The organism is Xenorhabdus hominickii (genome assembly GCF_002632725.1).
Taxonomy (GTDB): Bacteria; Pseudomonadota; Gammaproteobacteria; order Enterobacterales; family Enterobacteriaceae; genus Xenorhabdus; species Xenorhabdus hominickii.
In genome coordinates this window covers 946,437-964,638 of record NZ_NJAI01000001.1, presented here as the reverse complement: position 1 = coordinate 964,638, position 18,202 = coordinate 946,437, and the positions used below count along the sequence as shown (strand labels likewise).

At 43.8% G+C, this 18,202-nt stretch carries 19 protein-coding genes and 1 pseudogene; 17 read left to right on the top strand and 3 right to left on the bottom strand.

Annotation, left to right across the window (positions count from 1 at the left end):
* Window positions 1–360 precede the first annotated feature (360 nt).
* Window positions 361–804, top strand: a complete 444-nt coding sequence (locus tag Xhom_RS04370) for an OsmC family protein (RefSeq protein ID WP_069317558.1) — start codon at window positions 361–363, stop codon at window positions 802–804.
* Window positions 805–876: 72 nt separating this feature from the next.
* Here Xhom_RS04370 and bioH read toward each other — a convergent pair whose 3' ends face one another.
* A complete protein-coding gene (gene bioH, locus Xhom_RS04365; protein ID WP_069317557.1) occupies window positions 877–1,650 on the bottom strand; it encodes a pimeloyl-ACP methyl ester esterase BioH in 774 nt (257 codons plus the stop codon).
* 38 nt (window positions 1,651–1,688) lie between these two features.
* Here bioH and gntX point away from each other — a divergent pair, with 38 nt between their 5' ends.
* From gntX to Xhom_RS04325, 8 genes are all read left to right on the top strand, one after another.
* A complete protein-coding gene (gene gntX, locus Xhom_RS04360; RefSeq protein WP_069317556.1) occupies window positions 1,689–2,372 on the top strand; it encodes a DNA utilization protein GntX in 684 nt (227 codons plus the stop codon).
* 59 nt (window positions 2,373–2,431) lie between these two features.
* Entirely contained in the window at window positions 2,432–3,007 is a 576-nt protein-coding gene (nfuA, locus tag Xhom_RS04355; protein ID WP_069317555.1) for a Fe-S biogenesis protein NfuA, read from the top strand.
* Window positions 3,008–3,190: 183 nt separating this feature from the next.
* Window positions 3,191–3,514 carry a thiosulfate sulfurtransferase GlpE gene (glpE, locus tag Xhom_RS04350; protein WP_069317554.1) on the top strand — a complete coding sequence of 108 codons (324 nt, stop codon included), beginning with the start codon at window positions 3,191–3,193 and terminating at the stop codon, window positions 3,512–3,514.
* A 76-nt stretch (window positions 3,515–3,590) separates the two neighbouring features.
* Complete coding sequence (gene glpG, locus Xhom_RS04345; protein WP_069317553.1) at window positions 3,591–4,427, top strand: rhomboid family intramembrane serine protease GlpG; 837 nt, start codon at window positions 3,591–3,593, stop codon at window positions 4,425–4,427.
* Between the two features lie 58 nt (window positions 4,428–4,485).
* Entirely contained in the window at window positions 4,486–5,244 is a 759-nt protein-coding gene (locus Xhom_RS04340; RefSeq protein ID WP_069317552.1) for a DeoR/GlpR family transcriptional regulator, read from the top strand.
* A 289-nt stretch (window positions 5,245–5,533) separates the two neighbouring features.
* Window positions 5,534–7,039, top strand: coding sequence for a glycerol-3-phosphate dehydrogenase (gene glpD, locus Xhom_RS04335; RefSeq protein ID WP_069317551.1), 1,506 nt, complete (start codon window positions 5,534–5,536; stop codon window positions 7,037–7,039).
* Between the two features lie 299 nt (window positions 7,040–7,338).
* On the top strand, window positions 7,339–7,581 hold the full coding sequence (locus Xhom_RS04330) for an alpha/beta hydrolase (RefSeq protein ID WP_069317550.1): 243 nt from the start codon (window positions 7,339–7,341) through the stop codon (window positions 7,579–7,581).
* Between the two features lie 14 nt (window positions 7,582–7,595).
* Complete coding sequence (locus tag Xhom_RS04325; RefSeq protein ID WP_069317549.1) at window positions 7,596–8,138, top strand: GNAT family N-acetyltransferase; 543 nt, start codon at window positions 7,596–7,598, stop codon at window positions 8,136–8,138.
* A 78-nt stretch (window positions 8,139–8,216) separates the two neighbouring features.
* Here the strand turns inward: Xhom_RS04325 and Xhom_RS04320 are convergent, their stop codons facing one another.
* Both Xhom_RS04320 and Xhom_RS04315 read right to left on the bottom strand, forming a co-directional pair.
* Window positions 8,217–9,098, bottom strand: a complete 882-nt coding sequence (locus tag Xhom_RS04320; protein ID WP_069317548.1) for a hypothetical protein — start codon at window positions 9,096–9,098, stop codon at window positions 8,217–8,219.
* 24 nt (window positions 9,099–9,122) lie between these two features.
* Complete coding sequence (locus Xhom_RS04315) at window positions 9,123–10,022, bottom strand: alpha/beta fold hydrolase (RefSeq protein WP_069317547.1); 900 nt, start codon at window positions 10,020–10,022, stop codon at window positions 9,123–9,125.
* 428 nt (window positions 10,023–10,450) lie between these two features.
* Between Xhom_RS04315 and yhfZ the strand changes: the two genes are divergently transcribed.
* The 8 genes and pseudogenes from yhfZ to Xhom_RS04275 all read left to right on the top strand — a co-directional run bounded on the left by yhfZ (window position 10,451) and on the right by Xhom_RS04275 (window position 18,152).
* Window positions 10,451–11,359 carry a GntR family transcriptional regulator YhfZ gene (gene yhfZ, locus Xhom_RS04310; protein WP_069317546.1) on the top strand — a complete coding sequence of 303 codons (909 nt, stop codon included), beginning with the start codon at window positions 10,451–10,453 and terminating at the stop codon, window positions 11,357–11,359.
* Between the two features lie 70 nt (window positions 11,360–11,429).
* The gene (locus tag Xhom_RS04305; RefSeq protein ID WP_069317545.1) at window positions 11,430–11,792 is read left to right on the top strand and encodes a PRD domain-containing protein; all 363 of its coding nucleotides are present in this window, start codon (window positions 11,430–11,432) and stop codon (window positions 11,790–11,792) included.
* Between the two features lie 106 nt (window positions 11,793–11,898).
* Window positions 11,899–13,080: a YhfX family PLP-dependent enzyme gene (locus Xhom_RS04300; protein WP_069317544.1), complete on the top strand. Its 1,182-nt coding sequence runs from the start codon at window positions 11,899–11,901 to the stop codon at window positions 13,078–13,080.
* A gap of 304 nt (window positions 13,081–13,384) precedes the next feature.
* Window positions 13,385–14,284, top strand: coding sequence for a phosphotriesterase-related protein (locus Xhom_RS04295; RefSeq protein WP_232326378.1), 900 nt, complete (start codon window positions 13,385–13,387; stop codon window positions 14,282–14,284).
* A gap of 69 nt (window positions 14,285–14,353) precedes the next feature.
* Entirely contained in the window at window positions 14,354–14,716 is a 363-nt protein-coding gene (locus Xhom_RS04290; protein WP_069317542.1) for a DUF2620 domain-containing protein, read from the top strand.
* 10 nt (window positions 14,717–14,726) lie between these two features.
* Window positions 14,727–16,076 carry a YhfT family protein gene (locus Xhom_RS04285; protein ID WP_069317541.1) on the top strand — a complete coding sequence of 450 codons (1,350 nt, stop codon included), beginning with the start codon at window positions 14,727–14,729 and terminating at the stop codon, window positions 16,074–16,076.
* Between the two features lie 3 nt (window positions 16,077–16,079).
* Entirely contained in the window at window positions 16,080–17,159 is a 1,080-nt protein-coding gene (locus Xhom_RS04280; protein ID WP_069317540.1) for an aminotransferase class V-fold PLP-dependent enzyme, read from the top strand.
* Between the two features lie 299 nt (window positions 17,160–17,458).
* Window positions 17,459–18,152: pseudogene (locus Xhom_RS04275) on the top strand (IS1 family transposase).
* The last annotated feature ends 50 nt before the right edge of the window (window positions 18,153–18,202 follow it).

The following is an 18,202-nucleotide window of genomic DNA, read 5'->3' as shown; positions in this document are numbered from 1 at the left end:
CCACAGATAATACATGGTGAATATAAATCAATCACTTATAAACTATCCCAATAAATGTTGATTATTACAAACAGTTTGAATACAGATTGTGCGCAGGAACAATCGTGTCCACATGATTCGTAATGACATTGAACAAAGATATTCAAAGTAGAATAGCAACCTGCATTAATGAAAAACATAATCTAAAATGTGATTAATATCACCTTCAATTATTAAAAAATCGTTTCTATTTACCATAAAAAAATGGAATATCGAAGTGGCAATAAATCCCCTATTCCACCCAGATAATTTTAAAAAATAAAATCCTTTTTTATTATCTGATACGCGGTTTCCCTCTATTAATAACCTGAGGATAGTAATATGCCTAAAGAGTTATTTACTGCAACAGTTGAGTCAGCTGGTCATCTCAAGATGAAATGTTCATCGCGGGATTTTACCTTTCACGTAGACGAACCGGAAAGTCTGGGTGGAACCGATGAAGCGATGAATCCGGTGGAAGCGTTACTTTCTGCTTTCGGTGCTTGTCAGTGTATTGTGGCCAAAAGCTTTGCCCGCAAACATAAAATCAAATTGATTGATATTCAGGTCAAAATGGAAGGAGAACTGGATACTGATGGCTTCACTGGCAGAAATAAAAGCGCCAAAATGGGCTTTTCCAAAATTACCTCTAAATTTTATATCAAGGCAGATAATACCGAACAGGAGATTCGCGACTTTATTGATTTTGTGGAAAGTAATTGCCCTGTCCTCGATACTATCGTTAATACGCCAGAAATTGTGACCGAAATTTATCCGAGCAAATAAAGCGGGTTAATTACCCATAACCGTCTTTCGTGTTATGGGTAATGTTGGATCGTCAGTCAGTTAGGATATTGATCATCCCATACTGACCGTAAAATCCGTTAATACCTCAACAAATTCATCAGGGTGGGAGATAAAAGGCGCATGAGCAGCATGACGCATAATAACGGAATGAGAATGCGGCCATTCACTATCAAGGCGTGTCGCTATTCTGCGTGGTACAAGTCCATCAAGATAACCATAAATACGCAGAAAAGGTAATCGAAGCTGCGACAATTCTGCCCTTAAATCATCCGTACGCAGAATTTCTAAACCAGCATTGAGCACATCTACTGTCGGCATTGGCTGGCTCAGAATCACAGATTTCAGTATACGGGCATCCTGACGGGCACTATCTGTTCCTAATGTCTGCAATGCCAGAAAACGCTCAACGGTTTTCTGAAAATCGGCTCTCAATTGATTTTCAAATGTACTCAATATTTCTGGTTTAATGCCTGACCAATCGTCATCAGCACTGAACTTGGGCGAAGAGGCTACCGTTACCAAGCCTGCAACCTGCTCTGGATGATCGAGAGCAACCCGGCTGGCGACTAATCCGCCCAAAGACCATCCCAACCACAACGCATTCTCTGGCGCTTGCTGCCAAACAATATCCGCCATTTCCGCCAGTGACATAGCCTGATACGACTGACTGCGACCATATCCCGGCAAGTCCACCAGATGTAAGCGAAAATGCGAAGCCAACCGCGTTTCCACTGAACGCCAAACCTCAGAATTCAAACCCCATCCGTGCAACATCACAAGATCGCGTGGAGCATCACCGATTGTCTGCCAAAACAACTGATCCATTGTTATTCTCACCTTATTTGTCACCAAGGAAGGAAACTATGCTAACAATGGTCGGATACTGTTGGCTATGCCATCAAAATTTATATTTTGCCCATCACGGGATCTGCCACGTCTGTATGCGGCGCTTAAAATGGCAGCAGTGTGTCTGTCCGCGTTGTGCTTTGCCTTCTGAATCCCAAGATGCTCCCTGTGGACGCTGCCTGAAGGAGCCTCCTTCGTGGCAACATCTGATCGCCATTACAGATTATGCCCCGCCGTTAAGCCAGCTTATCCATCGATATAAGTATCACCGGACAACACAACTCGCGACCGTGCTGGCTCGCCTGTTCCTGCTGCATTGGCTACAGGGCTATCGGGAAGGCCGCTGGCACAAACCTGATCGCATACTGGGTATTCCTCTGCACAATAAAAAACGCTGGCAACGAGGTTTCGATCACATTGAGTTAATTACAGCCCCTCTATCGCGCTGGCTACGATGTCCGCATCAGCCCGATATTTTGCGACGCTCACGTGCTACACTCACTCAGCGGGGTCTATCCGCCGCCCAGAGAAAAACTAACCTTAAGCATGCCTTTCAATTACGGGGCGATTTTACTGATCAACATGTCGCAATTTTTGATGATGTGATCACCACGGGCACCACACTGCATGAAGCCTCACAATTGTTAATTAGTGCGGGCGCCCGCTCCGTACAGGCTTGGGCAATATGCCGAACCTTGTAGTTCCTTTATAAATGGGCGTATTATAACCAACTAGAACAGTCAACTATTGAGCAAATGACATGATTAATATTACTGAAGCAGCGCAAGTGCATTTTGCCAAGCTACTGGCAAATCAAGAACCGGGTACACAGATCCGTGTTTTTGTCATTAATCCAGGAACTCCAACTGCTGAATGCGGCGTTTCCTATTGCCCACCGGATGCTGTTGAAGCCACTGATACCGAATTGAAGTTCGACAAATTGTCTGCCTATATTGATGAAATCAGTGCGCCTTTTCTGGAAGAAGCCGTCATTGATTTCGTGACCGATCAACTTGGCTCCCAACTGACCCTGAAAGCCCCGAATGCAAAAATGCGTAAAGTCACAGACGATGCTCCACTGATTGAGCGCGTTGAATATGTCCTACAATCGCAGATCAATCCTCAGCTAGCCGGACACGGTGGCCGTGTCAGCCTGATGGAGATCACTGATAAAGGTTATGCCATTCTGCAATTTGGCGGTGGGTGCAACGGCTGTTCAATGGTCGATGTCACCCTGAAAGAAGGGATTGAAAAACAGTTGTTACAGATGTTCCCTGAATTGAAAGGCGTGAAAGACCTGACGGAACATCAACGCGGCGAACATTCGTATTACTGATTTTTTGATCCTTGTTTTTAACCATTTTTCTGTTTCTGATATTTTCTATAGCCTATGGATTTCAATACGTAGCACCACGCCTTTCCAATACATCAACATTGGGAAGGCGGCAGGTCATACCTGATAACTATTAAGAAATGGGTATATTGAAAAGGAAAATATCAGAAACTACGTTGAGTATTTATGGAACACTTTCAAACAATAAATCCTGAGCAGGCTTACCAGCATTGGCTCAATAAAACTGCGGTCATGGTTGATATTCGTGACCCACAAAGTTTCAGTGCCGGTCACGCAACAGGCGCATTTCACCTGACGAATGAAACCCTCAATAACTTCCTGCAAGACGTGGATTTTGATCAACCTGTTATGGTGATGTGTTATCACGGTCATAGCAGCCAAGGTGCCGCCCAATACCTTGTCAATATGGGGTTTGAAACCGTTTATAGTGTCAATGGCGGCTTTGAAGTCTGGCAGAAAGACTATCCTCACGCCGTCTACACCCGATGAATTGTTAACGCCCTGACTTCGATGCGATTAACCCCTGTGCGATTAAATTCAACTTAAGGCAGAGATAAGACGTGTAATGATCCATGTAACCTCAATATCCAATCCTCGACTGGCTCAGGCCTTTATTGATTATATGGCGACGCAGGACATTCATTTGACCATGCGGCCCACCAATGAGCCGTCGCAGGTTGAACTCTGGCTGGAAGATGACAGCCAACTGAGCCTGGTCGAACAGGAACTTAACCGCTTTTCCCGTGATCCACTCAATGAGCGCTATCAAGCGGCCAGTTGGCAAGCAGGCAAATCTGTTAGCTCTTTTAAATATCGCAATAATCTGAATTGGGATACCCTAAAAAGTCAGTCCGGCCCTCTAACCATCGCTATAACAGCGCTTTGTATTTTCGTTTACCTCTTGATGCAGCTTGCTGGGACGCCCGATATTATGAACTGGCTATCATGGCCTAATCGTGATCAATATCTGGAACTATGGCGTTGGATTAGCCCCGTCTTACTGCATTTCTCACTGACACATATCTTGTTTAATCTCGTGTTTTGGTGGTACCTCGGCAGTCAGGTCGAAAGGAATATTGGCACCGGAAAACTCTTTGAAATCACAATAGTGTCTGCACTTTTCAGTGATTGGGCACAATCATTGTTCAGTGGATCTTATTTTGGGGGACTTTCTGGTGTGGTCTACACGCTAATCGGATATGTTTGGCTGACTGGCGAAATTTCGCCCAAACGTGGTGTCAATATTCCCAGAGGGTTAATCGCTGTTTCTGTCATCTGGTTATTAGTGGGTTATTTCGATCTATTCTCATTAAATATTGCCAATGCCGCCCATGTTTCAGGATTAATCATCGGGCTATTAATGGGGCTATGGGATAATTTACGTAAACAAAAAAAGCAATAATATTCCAAATAACGTTGGTCAACTATAATCCATCTATGCAAAACATTAGGGGAATTTTGTGAAGCAAACTCAGCGACATGATGCAATAATCGAGCTGGTGCGTCTTCAAGGTTATGTCAGCACTGAAGAGCTGGTTGAATATTTTGATGTCAGCCCGCAAACCATCCGGCGTGATTTGAATGAACTCGCAGACAAAAATAAAATTCAGCGTCATCACGGCGGGGCCGCGTTGCCATCCAGCTCTGTCAACACCGCCTATCATGATCGTAAAATCATGTGGTCGGATGAAAAAGCCCGTATTGCACAACAAGTTGCCACCCAAATTCCAAACGGAGCAACCCTGTTCATTGATATTGGTACAACACCGGAAGCCGTAGCGCATGCTCTGCTCAATCATCGGGATTTACGGATTGTCACCAATAATCTCAACGTCGCAACCCTGTTCATGGGCAAAGAAGATTTCCGTCTGATTCTGGCTGGCGGTGAAGTGCGCTCCCGTGATGGTGGCATTATTGGTGAAGCAACACTGGATTTTATCTCCCAATTTCGCCTTGATTTCGGCATTCTTGGGATCAGCGGCATCGATAGTGATGGTTCTTTGTTGGAATTCGATTACCACGAAGTCCGCACCAAACGCGCCATCATCGAAAATTCCCGTTGTGTCATGCTAGTTGCCGACCATTCTAAATTTGGTCGCAGCGCTATGGTTAACCTCGGAAATATGAACCTGATTGATTTTCTGTTCACAGATAAAGCGCCCCCACCTAACATTCAGAAAATCATCGAGCAACATAGCGTCAATCTGGAATTGTGCTAATTACCTTTTAGTGAAAAGCGCTGTAAACCCTCGCCCAATGCAAGGCGATCACTTAATTACGTTCCCCACCTGATATGTAGGTGGGGTTCTTCTTCTGTAAAGATCCTCTCTTTGATTTGTTTCCCACAGAATCCTTATTAATCTTATGGATAAGATAGAAATTTGTTATCTATATCACGTCAAGATGTTTTTCCTTAGTTAATAGTTGGCGATTGGTCGATTTTTTATTACAATCATTGAGCGAAAACGAACATTAAAGAACTGTTTCGAACATTTCAAAGGGGATGCAATGGAAACCAAAGACTTGATTGTAATCGGCGGCGGAATTAACGGCGCTGGTATTGCGGCAGATGCTGCTGGACGGGGACTTTCTGTCCTGCTGTTGGAAGGTCAAGACTTGGCCAGTGCGACTTCCTCGGCCAGCTCCAAGTTGATCCACGGCGGCTTACGCTATCTGGAACATTATGAATTTAGACTGGTGAGTGAAGCCCTCGCTGAACGTGAGGTATTATTGAATCTGGCTCCTCATATTGCATTCCCAATGCGTTTTCGCTTGCCACACCAGCCACACCTACGCCCAGCATGGATGATCCGTATCGGTTTATTCTTGTACGATAACTTAGGCAAACGCGTTAGCCTTCCGGGCAGTAAAGGGCTTAAATTTGGTGCACACTCGGTATTGAAACCATCTATCACCCGTGGCTTTGAATATTCCGACTGTTGGGTTGATGATGCGCGTCTGGTAGTCCTGAATGCGCAAGAAGTTCAAAAATACGGCAGTGAAGTACGCACTCGCACTCAAGTGACCCGTGCATGGCGTGAAGATGGTTACTGGATGGTCGAAGCCAAAGATCTCACTACGGGCAAAACCGATAAATGGCGTGCGAAGGGCTTAGTCAACGCAACTGGCCCATGGGTGAAAAACTTTTTCGATAATGGTCTGCAACTGAAATCACCCTATGGCATCCGCCTGATCAAGGGCAGCCATATTGTTGTTCCTCGCGTTCACGATGAGCCGCAAGCGTATATTCTACAAAACGAGGATAACCGCATCGTGTTTGTGATTCCGTGGAATAACGATTTTTCTATCATCGGCACAACCGATGTTGAATACAAAGGCGATCCAAAAGAAGTCAAAATTAACGAGCAAGAGATCGACTATTTGCTGAAAGTCTATAACGACCACTTCAAAAAACAACTGGGCCGCGATGATGTTGTCTGGACTTATTCTGGCGTTCGCCCACTGTGCGATGATGAATCTGACTCTCCGCAAGCGATCACTCGTGACTACACACTGGATATTCAGGATGAGCAGGGCCAGATGCCATTACTGTCCGTGTTTGGTGGAAAACTGACGACTTATCGTAAACTGGCTGAGCACGCCATGGAGAAACTGGTTCAGTACTATCCAAATGCAGGCAAAGCATGGACTAAAAATGGCAAATTGCCGGGCGGTGAGCTGGAAGGCTATGACCGCGATGGTTACGCACGTCTGCTGCGCCAGCGCCATAATTGGTTACCTGAAGGCGTGGCGCTGCGTTATGCCCGTACTTACGGCAGCAACAGCCAAATCATCCTGAAAGGCGCGGAATCGCTGACCAATCTTGGCGAATTCTTTGGTCATGGCTTATATGAAGCTGAGTTGCGTTATTTGGTTGAACACGAATGGGTAACCCAGTTGGATGATGCTATCTGGCGTCGCACCAAGCTAGGTATGTGGCTCACCGATGAGCAAAAACAACGTGTAGCTGATTGGCTGGCACAAAACACCAAAGCTACTCAGCAACAAAGCTAATTAAGTCTGAACTCAAAAATGGCGATAAAAATCTCTTGGTTTTATCGCCATTTTTTCTTTCTCTTCCATAAAATAACACCTTATCCTCTGCTTATACGTTTTTTCCGCTCACAACACCTTTAGAAAAGGTCATAAATTTTCGAAATCAATCATCCCTATTTTCCATTGGAATTCTTTTATTTTTCATTTAATTCATCTGGTTATTTAAAACGCACTTTTTTACCATCGTGATAGTATGTTAGAGGCATCATCTGCTGGCAGACAAGGTTAGCCTGCATAACTCTCTGAGATAAAAAATAATGGCGACGAAAACCTACTTAATCGTTCCGGGATATACCAATTCTGGGCCAGATCACTGGCAATCCCATTTAGAAAGAAAATATCTGAACGTTACCAGAGTGCAACAAGATAATTGGCAATCAGATTTAATTATTCTATCTGGTGCAGGACATATCCATACTGCTGCGGGTTATGGTGAATGGATAGCCAGAGAATGCCTTATCAACGAGATATCTGGTAATGGCTTAATTCCCAATAAATAATCTTGGAGATACTTATGTTACTCATGCGGAAAACGACAACAAAAGACGCAGAACTATTATCTCAACTACTTGAGACAAGCTACCGTTTTCATTTTTCCGATTTATGGCATGACAACGATGAGTTGGAAGAATATATTGCAGGAGTATGTTCGATAGAACAAATATCAAACTCGCTTAACACGCCAAACCACAGATGGTTTATTGCTGAGTCCCACCATTCAGTCAGCGCCGATACCGACCACTCCAACATTATTGGTTTCGGCAAAATTATCTTCAATCAACCTATCCCTGATAGTGACTTCGTTGGCACCTATTTGCATAAATTCTATCTGATGCCTCATCTCACAGGGCAGAAATACGGTGATCAGTTATTTGATCATGTCGTAAAACTCTGTCAGGAGCAGGAACAAGAATGGCTTTGGTTAGAAGTATTGGAGCAGAACACCTCTGCCATTAAATTTTATGTCAGAAAGGGGCTGAAATGGCAAAAAAATATTATATTTTCTAGCCCAAAACAGAAAAGCACAATGCATATAATGGTTAAGCGTCTAGATTAATAACAAAAATAAACTGACTCCCATTCTAGATTTATGTAATAAAGTACAATATTTCTGATGGGAGTCAATATAAATCATTCACGTTGACGGACTCCAGCCTGGTGGTAATTCAGGCAATTTCATATCTATTAATTCAGGCCCACAATAGTATTTATAATACTCCAATACCTCCTTACTATATTTTTTTTCGTATATTAAACCGGTAAAAACTTCTGCAACAAATTCAGTAGAGTTATTATTTGATTCAACGTACTTGCTAACTTGTTTAGCAATTTTACTGGGAATAATATGGTTACATTTCAGGGCCAACATTTTTCCTTCCCAAAAAATTTCTTTTGATTCCTTCCGTTGTTCGTGAATAATATGCCCAATTTCATGTACGATAGAAGCAATTGCCTTTATTGACAGAATGGGATTGGGTTCCGATAATTTTCTTTTTCTTGATAAGGCCGCATCATAAAGTTGATCAGCCACACCCCATGGACCAAATTTATCTACATCATTACTACCTAAACATTTATTTGTTATTCGACTCAACCATGATTGAGATTTTTTTTCATGTAATTGAGTCATTGTTTTACAATTTATATGTAAGCATGGATTTTCAATATATACTCCATATGACTTCAAGTCATTATACATTTTTTTATCTTGTCGTTCTGGCCACTGTACTTGAAGTAACCCATTAGCTTCTTCCACATAAACATTAACACCTCTAACTATTTTAGAAAGATTATCGACTCTTTTATGGATTTTATTAATCGCGTAGATAATTGGTTGAAGAACTTTTATTTTATTTTCATTCATACACATATCTTGATTACCAAAAATTTTAATATTAATACCGCAAATATAGTTATTAAATAATAAAGTTTTATTATCAAGATAATAACTCTTAAAGTCAGTAGCTTGGTGTGTAATGACCTCAAAGGGTGGTTTAATACCGACTGGCTTAAACATAACTGTTCCTCCTATATATACCTCTCATCTTATTCCATTCAAAAACGGAATAACCTTCTCGGTCAGAGATTTTAAAAATTGAGGTGGAAAACTATGCCCCATCTGCTGTATTGGAAAAAATTCAGCCCCGATAATACGCTTGGCCGTATCCTTTCCACAAACAATAGGAATCAAAGGGTCATCCTCTCCGTGCACAACCAATGTTGGACAGTGAATTTGAGCCAGAAGATGGGGTCGGTGCGAATCTGCCATTATCGCCAGCGTTTGTCGCATTGAGCCTTTAGGATGATATCCGCTACGACAAAGTGATAATCTCAGATGCTGAGCCAACTCATCTTTATCCAATGACTCAAAAGGAGAGACAATAAGTTGAATGATTTTAATTTGATGGGCAATCAACTCTTCTTCACTGGAGCCAGCAGGCTTAGCCAATAATGCAGCCTTAATTTCCGGTTTTGGCTGAGGAAGATAATGAGCACCGCTTGAACTCATGATACTCACCAAACTGGTGACTCGGTCAGGATAAGTTGCGGCCAGCCTCTGGGCGATCATACCTCCCATTGAGGCCCCCATAATATGAGCTTGTGGAATATTCAACGCATCAAGCACTCCCAAAGCATCATCTGCCATATCCTGAATACTGTAAGGTGATCGAACTGGCAGACCTAAACACAGCCGAATCTTTTGCCAAAAAAAGGAGCGTTGGGGAATATGATCAAATCGCTGGCTTAATCCTGCATCACGATTATCATATCGAATCACCCTAAACCCTGCGTCCACCAATAAATTAACGATTTCATCCGGCCAATCAACAAGCTGCATCCCCAGCCCCATAATGAGCAAAACAACCGGACGCACTTTTCCACTGTTACCTTCACCACTATCTTCTATTTCGATCGCAACATCATTCGCTATAACTTTCATCAGTAATAACCCTATGATATGACGCTCATCTTCCAAGTAACAGTTTTGTTGGCTGTATCCACATAGTTTACTAATCAAAAAATATGACTAATAAACAGCCAACTGGTTCGATAATCAAGGAACAAAATATGACCAAACTATTTTATGATGTGACAAATAGTACAGCAAAAATCACCACCTAGACGGATAAATACAGCAGACATAAAGGGAGGATGCAAGTAAATTCCCTATATTCTCCCATACTGCTTATTTTATATCTTCAGAGCCAAATGAAAATATATATTCAATATATTGATAATATTAAGCTTTATTATTTTTTAAATTTTCATTTTTTCCGGGATTGTGATATTACTCCCCTTTCTTTAATTCGCTTGTTGCGATTTATGTTCAAATTTATGAAGATAAATGAGAATGGATAAAAACTTCTAATGATAAGTCAAACATTCATTAAAAAAGAGGGGATTGCACAGTCGTTTTTGGCTCGTTATCTCCTCTCAGAAAAGTGTGGCAACCGTCTGAAAACAATAGAATTATTAGCCAAAGAATGTGGGTTGTCCGTGGGTTTAATGCAAGCAGCGTTGAAATCTCTCGAACAGACACAGGCGGTTGGAGTTAAGCGTCGTGGTCGTAATGGTAGCTTTCTTACACAGATTAACCACAAATTACTCTTAGAGTTCGCCGATATCGGCAATGTGGTCTGTGCAATGCCGCTGCCTTATACCCGCGCCTATGAGGGGCTGGCAAGTGGTTTAAAGACATTGTGTGCAGGTGTTCCTTTTTACTTTGCACATATGCGCGGCTCAGATATCCGCATTGAATGCTTACTGAATGGCGTTTACGACTTAGCAGTAACATCAAGGCTTGCCGCAGAGCAACACCCAGAAAATAAAGATATATTTATTGCGCTTTCACTAGGGACACAAAGTTATACAGACAGACACAGGCTAATCTTTCGTCATGGCGAAATAGAATCTATTCGCCGAGTTGGCTTAGACAGTACCTCCGCAGACCAAAAGATCATGACACAGCAGTACTTTGCTGGAAAAGAGATTGAATTGGTCGAGGTCTCCTACCATGAATGTCTGAATCAAATCATAAAAGGCCACATTGATGCGGCCATCTGGAATGTTGGACAGGGCCACGAACTCATAGAACAAGGCCTTATGACACAACTGCCCGACGACAGTGAGTGTTTTATCAAAGCTTCCGAAGCCGTTATCCTTGCCCGTAAGGACAATATCCCCATTCAGCAGTTCCTTCATACTATGGTTGATCGAGATACACTGCTGGCTCATCAAAAAAGCGTAGTCGCAGGCACTATCGAACCTGTTTATTGACTCTTAACTATCCCAAATAAACAGTTGATTAATCTCAATGTGTAACAAAAAGATTATGTAACAAAAAGTTATGGTAGAACAACGGCTAACTATCCTGTTACAAGGCGGCGTCATCGACCAAGATATCTACGATAACATGCTAGATGTTGTTCATGATTTGGAAGATATTTGGTTAATTCCCGTCCGTCATCCACAAGGCGAAATGGTACTTACCCATATGGCCAGCGCTTTCATGCGCTCACGTCGTGGTGAAAAAGTTTCCCCATTGGATAAAACAATACTGGCAAAAATTGAACAATCCGAACACTACAACCGATTACTCGCCATTCATCACGCCCTAATCGAAAAATTTACAGTCATGTTACATCCTAACGAAGAAGGCTACCTGTTAGTAAATTTATATGGTTTAATGCTTTCAATCGAAAGGGATTAACTTTTGATTATCTTATAAATATTCAAAAAAATGAAAATTAAAAATCTAACAAAACATTTCTATTTTTCACACAGCCTTGCTGCTTTGCAGAGATGAAGGGAAGCCTATGTTTATTGATGCATTAAAAAAACAGAACCCCAAATTGATTAAAGTTGCAAAAGAACTTTGGCAACAGGGAATAATCTTGCCAGATACTTACATTATTGATGTCGATCAGGTCTTGGACAATGGCCGACGCTTGCTTCAAGTGGCAAACCAATATGGCATTGAGCTTTATTTGATGACCAAACAAATCGGGCGTAATCCGTGGCTGACCAAAAAGCTAATTCAGCTCGGCTATCGCGGTGCGGTCGCGGTCGATTTCAGGGAAGCCTATAGCCTGAGCCAGCATGACATACCGCTATGTCACATCGGCCATTTGGTGCAGACACCAACACATTTGATAGAAACAATGCTCAAGCATGGTCCTGATATCATTACGGTATTCTCCCTTGAAAAAGCACAAGCCATCTCGGATGCTGCAGAGAAATTAGGGCGTATTCAGCCCATCATGCTAAAAGTGTTTGATAAACGTGATACCGTCTTTCCCAGTCAGGAAGCCGGTATCACTTTTGATGAACTCGATGCCGTGGTGAGCGCCTTAAAAAAAATGCCGGGAATTAAACTCAGCGGTCTGACTCATTTCCCTTGCTTATCATGGAATGCACGATATCAAACGACCTTACCTACCACCAATTTACTGACTCTCATTCGCGCAAAAAACCGACTCGAACAACTCGGGATTAAACTTTCTCAAATCAATGCCCCTTCCGCTTCGAGCTGCAATACCATCCCACTATTAGCCAAATACGGAGCCACTCATCTTGAACCAGGTCATGCCTTGACCGGAACTATTCCCGCCAATATCAGCGGCCGGGAGCCAGAGAATATCGCGATGGTTTATGTCACAGAAGTCTCGCATCACTACGACGGTAATAGTTATTGCTATGGTGGCGGTTACTATAAACGTGGGCACATGAAACACGCGCTGGTTTTCCCAAAACACAGCCATTCACATAAGACTGCGCGGATATTACGATTAGGCGAACCTTGTATTGATTACAACCTCCCTCTATCGGGTATCCATCCGATTGGCAGCCCAGTCGTTATGTGCTTCCGTACCCAAATTTTTGTCACTCGCAGCGATGTAGCCTTAATTTCTGGCATTCAATCAGATAAGCCAAAACTTGAAGGCATTTACGACAGTCAGGGGAATTGGAAAAATAACGGTTATTTTCTCAATAAATAATCCTTCAATAAGGGTATGACAGTTAATGTTACTCTACCCTTAAATAATGTTATTTTCGCTATAGTCAATTTACCGCATGATTTTGTGGCAATTACTTTATGAAATAGTTTTATGAAATAGCTTTATGAGATACTAAAAATAAATTGGAGATACGCCCACACATTCCGCTTCGTATTCCTCATCCAGCATTGATGCAGTTGAAGACACACTCGAACCGCGGGATATCAAAGATATCAGGTTGAACGTCGGGGGTGACACACTGCGCTCTTCATCAAATAATCAAGCCGTTGATCGTCATTTAGCAATAAAACAAAATAGCTGTATTGATGCTTCTGGTTATACCTATGTGCATGAACATTTGCATATCGATCTCTCTGGTGCGAAAGGCAGCCTCGACTGTCGATTAGATCAATACGATCTGATCGTGGATGAGCTTCGTGATCTCTACACCCTAGGGGTACGTAATATCGTAGAGATGACCAACCGTTATATGGGGCGCAATGCAACTTTTCTGTTGGATTTGATGCGTGATACCCGTATCAATATTATTGCCTCAACGGGTTACTACAAACAGCCCTTCTTCCCTTCCCACTTCAGCGAATTGAGCATACAGGCCATCGCCAATGACATGATCGCTGAAATTGAAATCGGCATTGACGGCACCGAATTAAAAGCAAGCGTGATCGCTGAAATTGGCTCCAGTCTTGGGCAAATCACAGAGAGTGAACAAAAAGTCTTTGCGGCAGCAGCATTGGCACATCAAGCCACTGGCTGCCCCATTTCCACCCATACCACATTAAGCACAATGGGACGTGAGCAACTGGCATTGCTTCAGGAATTTGGTGTATCCCCCGAGCATGTGACCATCGGGCATTGTGATCTGAGAGATAACCTGGACACCATCATTCCATTGTTGGAAGCAGGGGCATGGGTGCAATTCGACACAATTGGCAAAAATAATTACTATCCAGACAACGGGCGCGTTGCCATGTTGCAGCAAATCGCCAAATATGGACTCCTTGAACGAGTCATGCTTTCCCAAGATATCACTCGCCGCTCTCATTTAAAAAGCAATGGAGGAAATGGATTCGATTATTTGTTAACCGTATTCGTTCCCATGTTGCTGGAAGCTGATTTTTCCCAAACACAGATAGACCAGATGTTACGTGATAATCCTGCTCGATTTTTTCAACACAGCGCTTAGCAGCTTAAATTTTCAAGAAAATCATTTTTAACAAGTCATTCGATAGAAAATACAAAAGGGGATAACAGCATGAGATTTGTCGTTGGTGGACAAATAGAGAAAGAAGCAATAGCCGAAGGTATTCGTCAAATGGCGGGAGACAAAGCCACTTCAATTACTGTCATGAATGACATCGAAGCGGCTATGGCAATTAAAAATGGCGATGCAGATTACTATATTGGCGCATGCAATACGGGTGGAGGTGGTGCTCTCGCCATCGCCATCGCCCTTATCGGCTTAGAGCAATGCGCCACCATCGGCATGCCAGGCAAGATCCTGTCTGACGACGAGATTATTGCCCATGTGAAAGCAGGAAAGAAAGCATTTGGTTTTACGGGGCAGGATATTGATATCGTCCTACCGGTGATCATCAACGCTATTATCTCACTATAAGGAGTCTATCATGCAGCATCTCCATGATTTCCTGATGAGATTGATGGAAGTTGATCCTTTCAAAGCCGGATTATTGGCAGCAATAGGTGCGATTGCTTCCATGATGGCAAACCGTGGGATCGCCGTTTTCCATGATGGCCTGCGCCCTCTGCTGCCGGAATACCTTGAAGGCCGTATGAGCCGCAAGGTACTCGCTGCAACCAGTTTCGCCCTGAGCATCGGTTTGGTTGTAGGTTTTGGTATTCCTTTTTCCCTCACAGCGCCGATTGTGCTGGTTCACAGCCTCTTGCTGGGCACAGACATGATCGGTATCTGGTGTGCTAATAGCCGAAGAGGGTTTATCGGCTCCGGCATCATCGGCGCACTGTATGCCATCGCCTTGCTGGCTGGCCTGCGTTCGGTGGTAGAACTGTTTGCCATGCTGCCAGTGAATTTCACCGATGACCTCAAGAAAGTGGGTGATCCCATTGTGGCCTGTTTTGCCCTGTTCCCTGCCATGGTCGTTGGCTATCAATATGGCTATCGCAAAGGGCTATTAGTCATGCTCACTGCGTTGGTGGGCTATTTGGCAACCAAGGCCATTGGCCCATTGAGCTTTGGCGGTATGATCGAAAAACCCGTCAGCATCGACCCGAACGGTGCCGCACTGCTGCTATCAATGATTGCGATGTTCTACTTTGCGATGCGAGAGCGCCCAACTCAGACAGCCGAGCAAAAAGGTGCCAATGAAGTCTTAGTTGGCCTGTTCTCAACCCGTATTGAGCGTATTCAGAAAAACAAATGGCTGCTGATCCTGTGCGGTGGCTTGACTGCCAGTGCCGCCACGATGTCATTTAGCCTGTTGGCGGAAGGCCCCGTATCCCTGCAATTGATGGCGCAAGGCGAGCAAACCAATGCCCTGCTGGTAGCATTGGCGCGTGCCATTAGCTTTATCCCATTGGTGGGAACAACCGCAATAGCGACAGGAGTTTATAGCCCGAATGGCATGAAATTCGTGTTTGTGGCAGGGCTGGCAACCAACAACCCGTGGATTGCGTTTATCGCGGGCGGTATCACCATGTTCATCGAGATCCAACTGCTGGCGAAGATCGCAATTTGGCTGGATAAATACCCTGGCGTGAAAGCATGTAGCGGGCACATCCGTACCGCAATCACCAAAATGCTCGAAGTTGCTCTGCTGGTTGGTGCTATGATTGCTTCCAACGCCATTCTGCCGGGTATGGGCTTTATGATTGTGGCAGGCATTTATCTGCTCAACCGCACTTCCAAACGTCCTTTAGTAGAAATGGCAATCGGCCCGATCGCAACAATTGCCGTGGGCATTCTGGCGAATTTGCTCTTCCTGCTAGGAATAAAATAAGAAATGAAAACCTATCCATTGCAAAGCATGACGATGGCACAAGCACAGCAGAAACAATTCAAGCTGGTGGATATTATCTGTCATCACTTTCCGGGGGCTGATTTTCTTTCACAAGGTGATCTGGGCTTAGTCCCAGACCTTCACCAACCACGGATGACTCGACGCATTGAAGCGGTAATTGCGGAGTTTTTTAGCGCTGAATCGGCTGCTTTTGTCAATGGAGCAGGAACTGGCGCATTACGCGCGGGGCTGGCGGCCTTAGTCAGCCCCAACTCAACATTGCTTGTGCATGATGCGCCCATTTATCCCACAACCAAAGTATCCATTGAGCAAATGGGGCTTCAGGTCGTCCATGCAGATTTCAATCACGCAGAACAGATCACTGCCGCCATCCGGCAATATCAGCCTGCGGCTTGCCTCATTCAACATACACGCCAGAAACTCTCTGACAGTTATTCCCTGCCAGATGTGGTAGCCACACTGAATCAACATCACATTCCTTCGTTGGTAGATGACAACTACGCAGCAATGAAAGTAGCACAGATTGGTTGTGAATATGGTGCGACACTCTCCACATTCTCTTGTTTTAAGTTACTGGGGCCACAAGGCGTCGGGCTGGTTACGGGAAAACAAACAGCCATGGATACCCTGCGGCACAGCATGTATTCCGGCGGTTGCCAGATACAAGGGTATCAGGCAATGGAGGCGTTGCGCGGTCTGGTATTCGCACCGGTTATGCACGCAATACAGGCAGAAGTTAACGACGAATTGGTTACTCGCTTGAATCAGGGAGAATTGCCACAAGTGAAACAGGCATTTATCGCCAATGCTCAATCGAAAGTATTATTGGTGGAATTTCACGAACCTATCGCAGAAAGAGTACTCGCCGCAGCCCACTCATTCGGTGCACTGCCTTATCCGGTAGGCGCAGAGTCAAAATTTGAAATACCGCCCCTGTTTTACCGCATCTCCGACACCTTTCGTCAGACTGATCCCACGCTGGAAAAACGCATGATCCGCATTAATCCCAATCGCAGTGGCACAGATACCGTGATGCGTATTTTACGCGAAGCTGTCAGTTGAATACGTAAGGCCAGATTGGTTCTTTCTATAGGATAAACTACAAGTGTATAGATAAACCATTTTTGTGTGTGGTTTACGTCCACTTAAATGAACCTGAAAACGGAACTTAATTAAAGGAAAGTGCCGGATAAAAAAACCAACACTTGTTAGTGATCTGATGGCTAGCTATTTCCATAGTAGGCCACTGAGGTTATTTTCGGTTCAGAAAATAACAAATGAAGGTAAAGACGAATGCAAGTCCAGCCAGAAATAACGTCAGAGCCTGATAACCTTGGGTCAATGTATTGAAGTGAGCTAACATGAATACAGCAAACTGCCCGTCTTGTTGTGCAGTTAAAGGGATCCATCGTAAGGGGCGATCTCGTTCTGGTCATCAGCACTACCTTTGCCAATCTTATCGTCATTCCTGGTCATTGGAATTCACCTATACCGCATGTCGTCCCGGGACACATAAGCAAATTGTCGATATGGCCATGAACGGAATGGGATGTCGGGCAACCGCGCGTGTCATGGGGATTGGCCTGAATACTGTCCTTCGTCACTTAAAAAACTCAGTCCCAAATCCGTAACTGAAGCTATTGCCCCCGGCACTGAAGTGATTGTCTGCTGTGAAATGGATAAGCAATGGTCATATGTGAAGTCGAAGAAAAAGCCCCGTTGGCGCTTTTATGCTTACGACCGGAGCAGACGAAAAGTGATCGCCCACGTTTTTGGACCAAGAACAAAAAAGACCTTGATGCGTTTGATGGCGTTACTGACACCTTTCAACATTGTGGTCTATATGACGGATGGCTGGAAAAGCGATGAAAAAATGCTGATAGGAAAACTACAGGTGGTTAGCCAGCGTTATACACAACATATCGAAAGACCTAACCTGAATCTGCGTCAGCATTTGGTAAAAGACTGACTCGTAAAACGTTGTCTTTTTCAAAATCCATCGAAATGCATGACAGAGTCATCGGATATTATCTGAACATTCATCATTATCAATAAATTAGATTCACGCCCCCCTAGAATTAAAAACCATCCGATTATCCCAACAG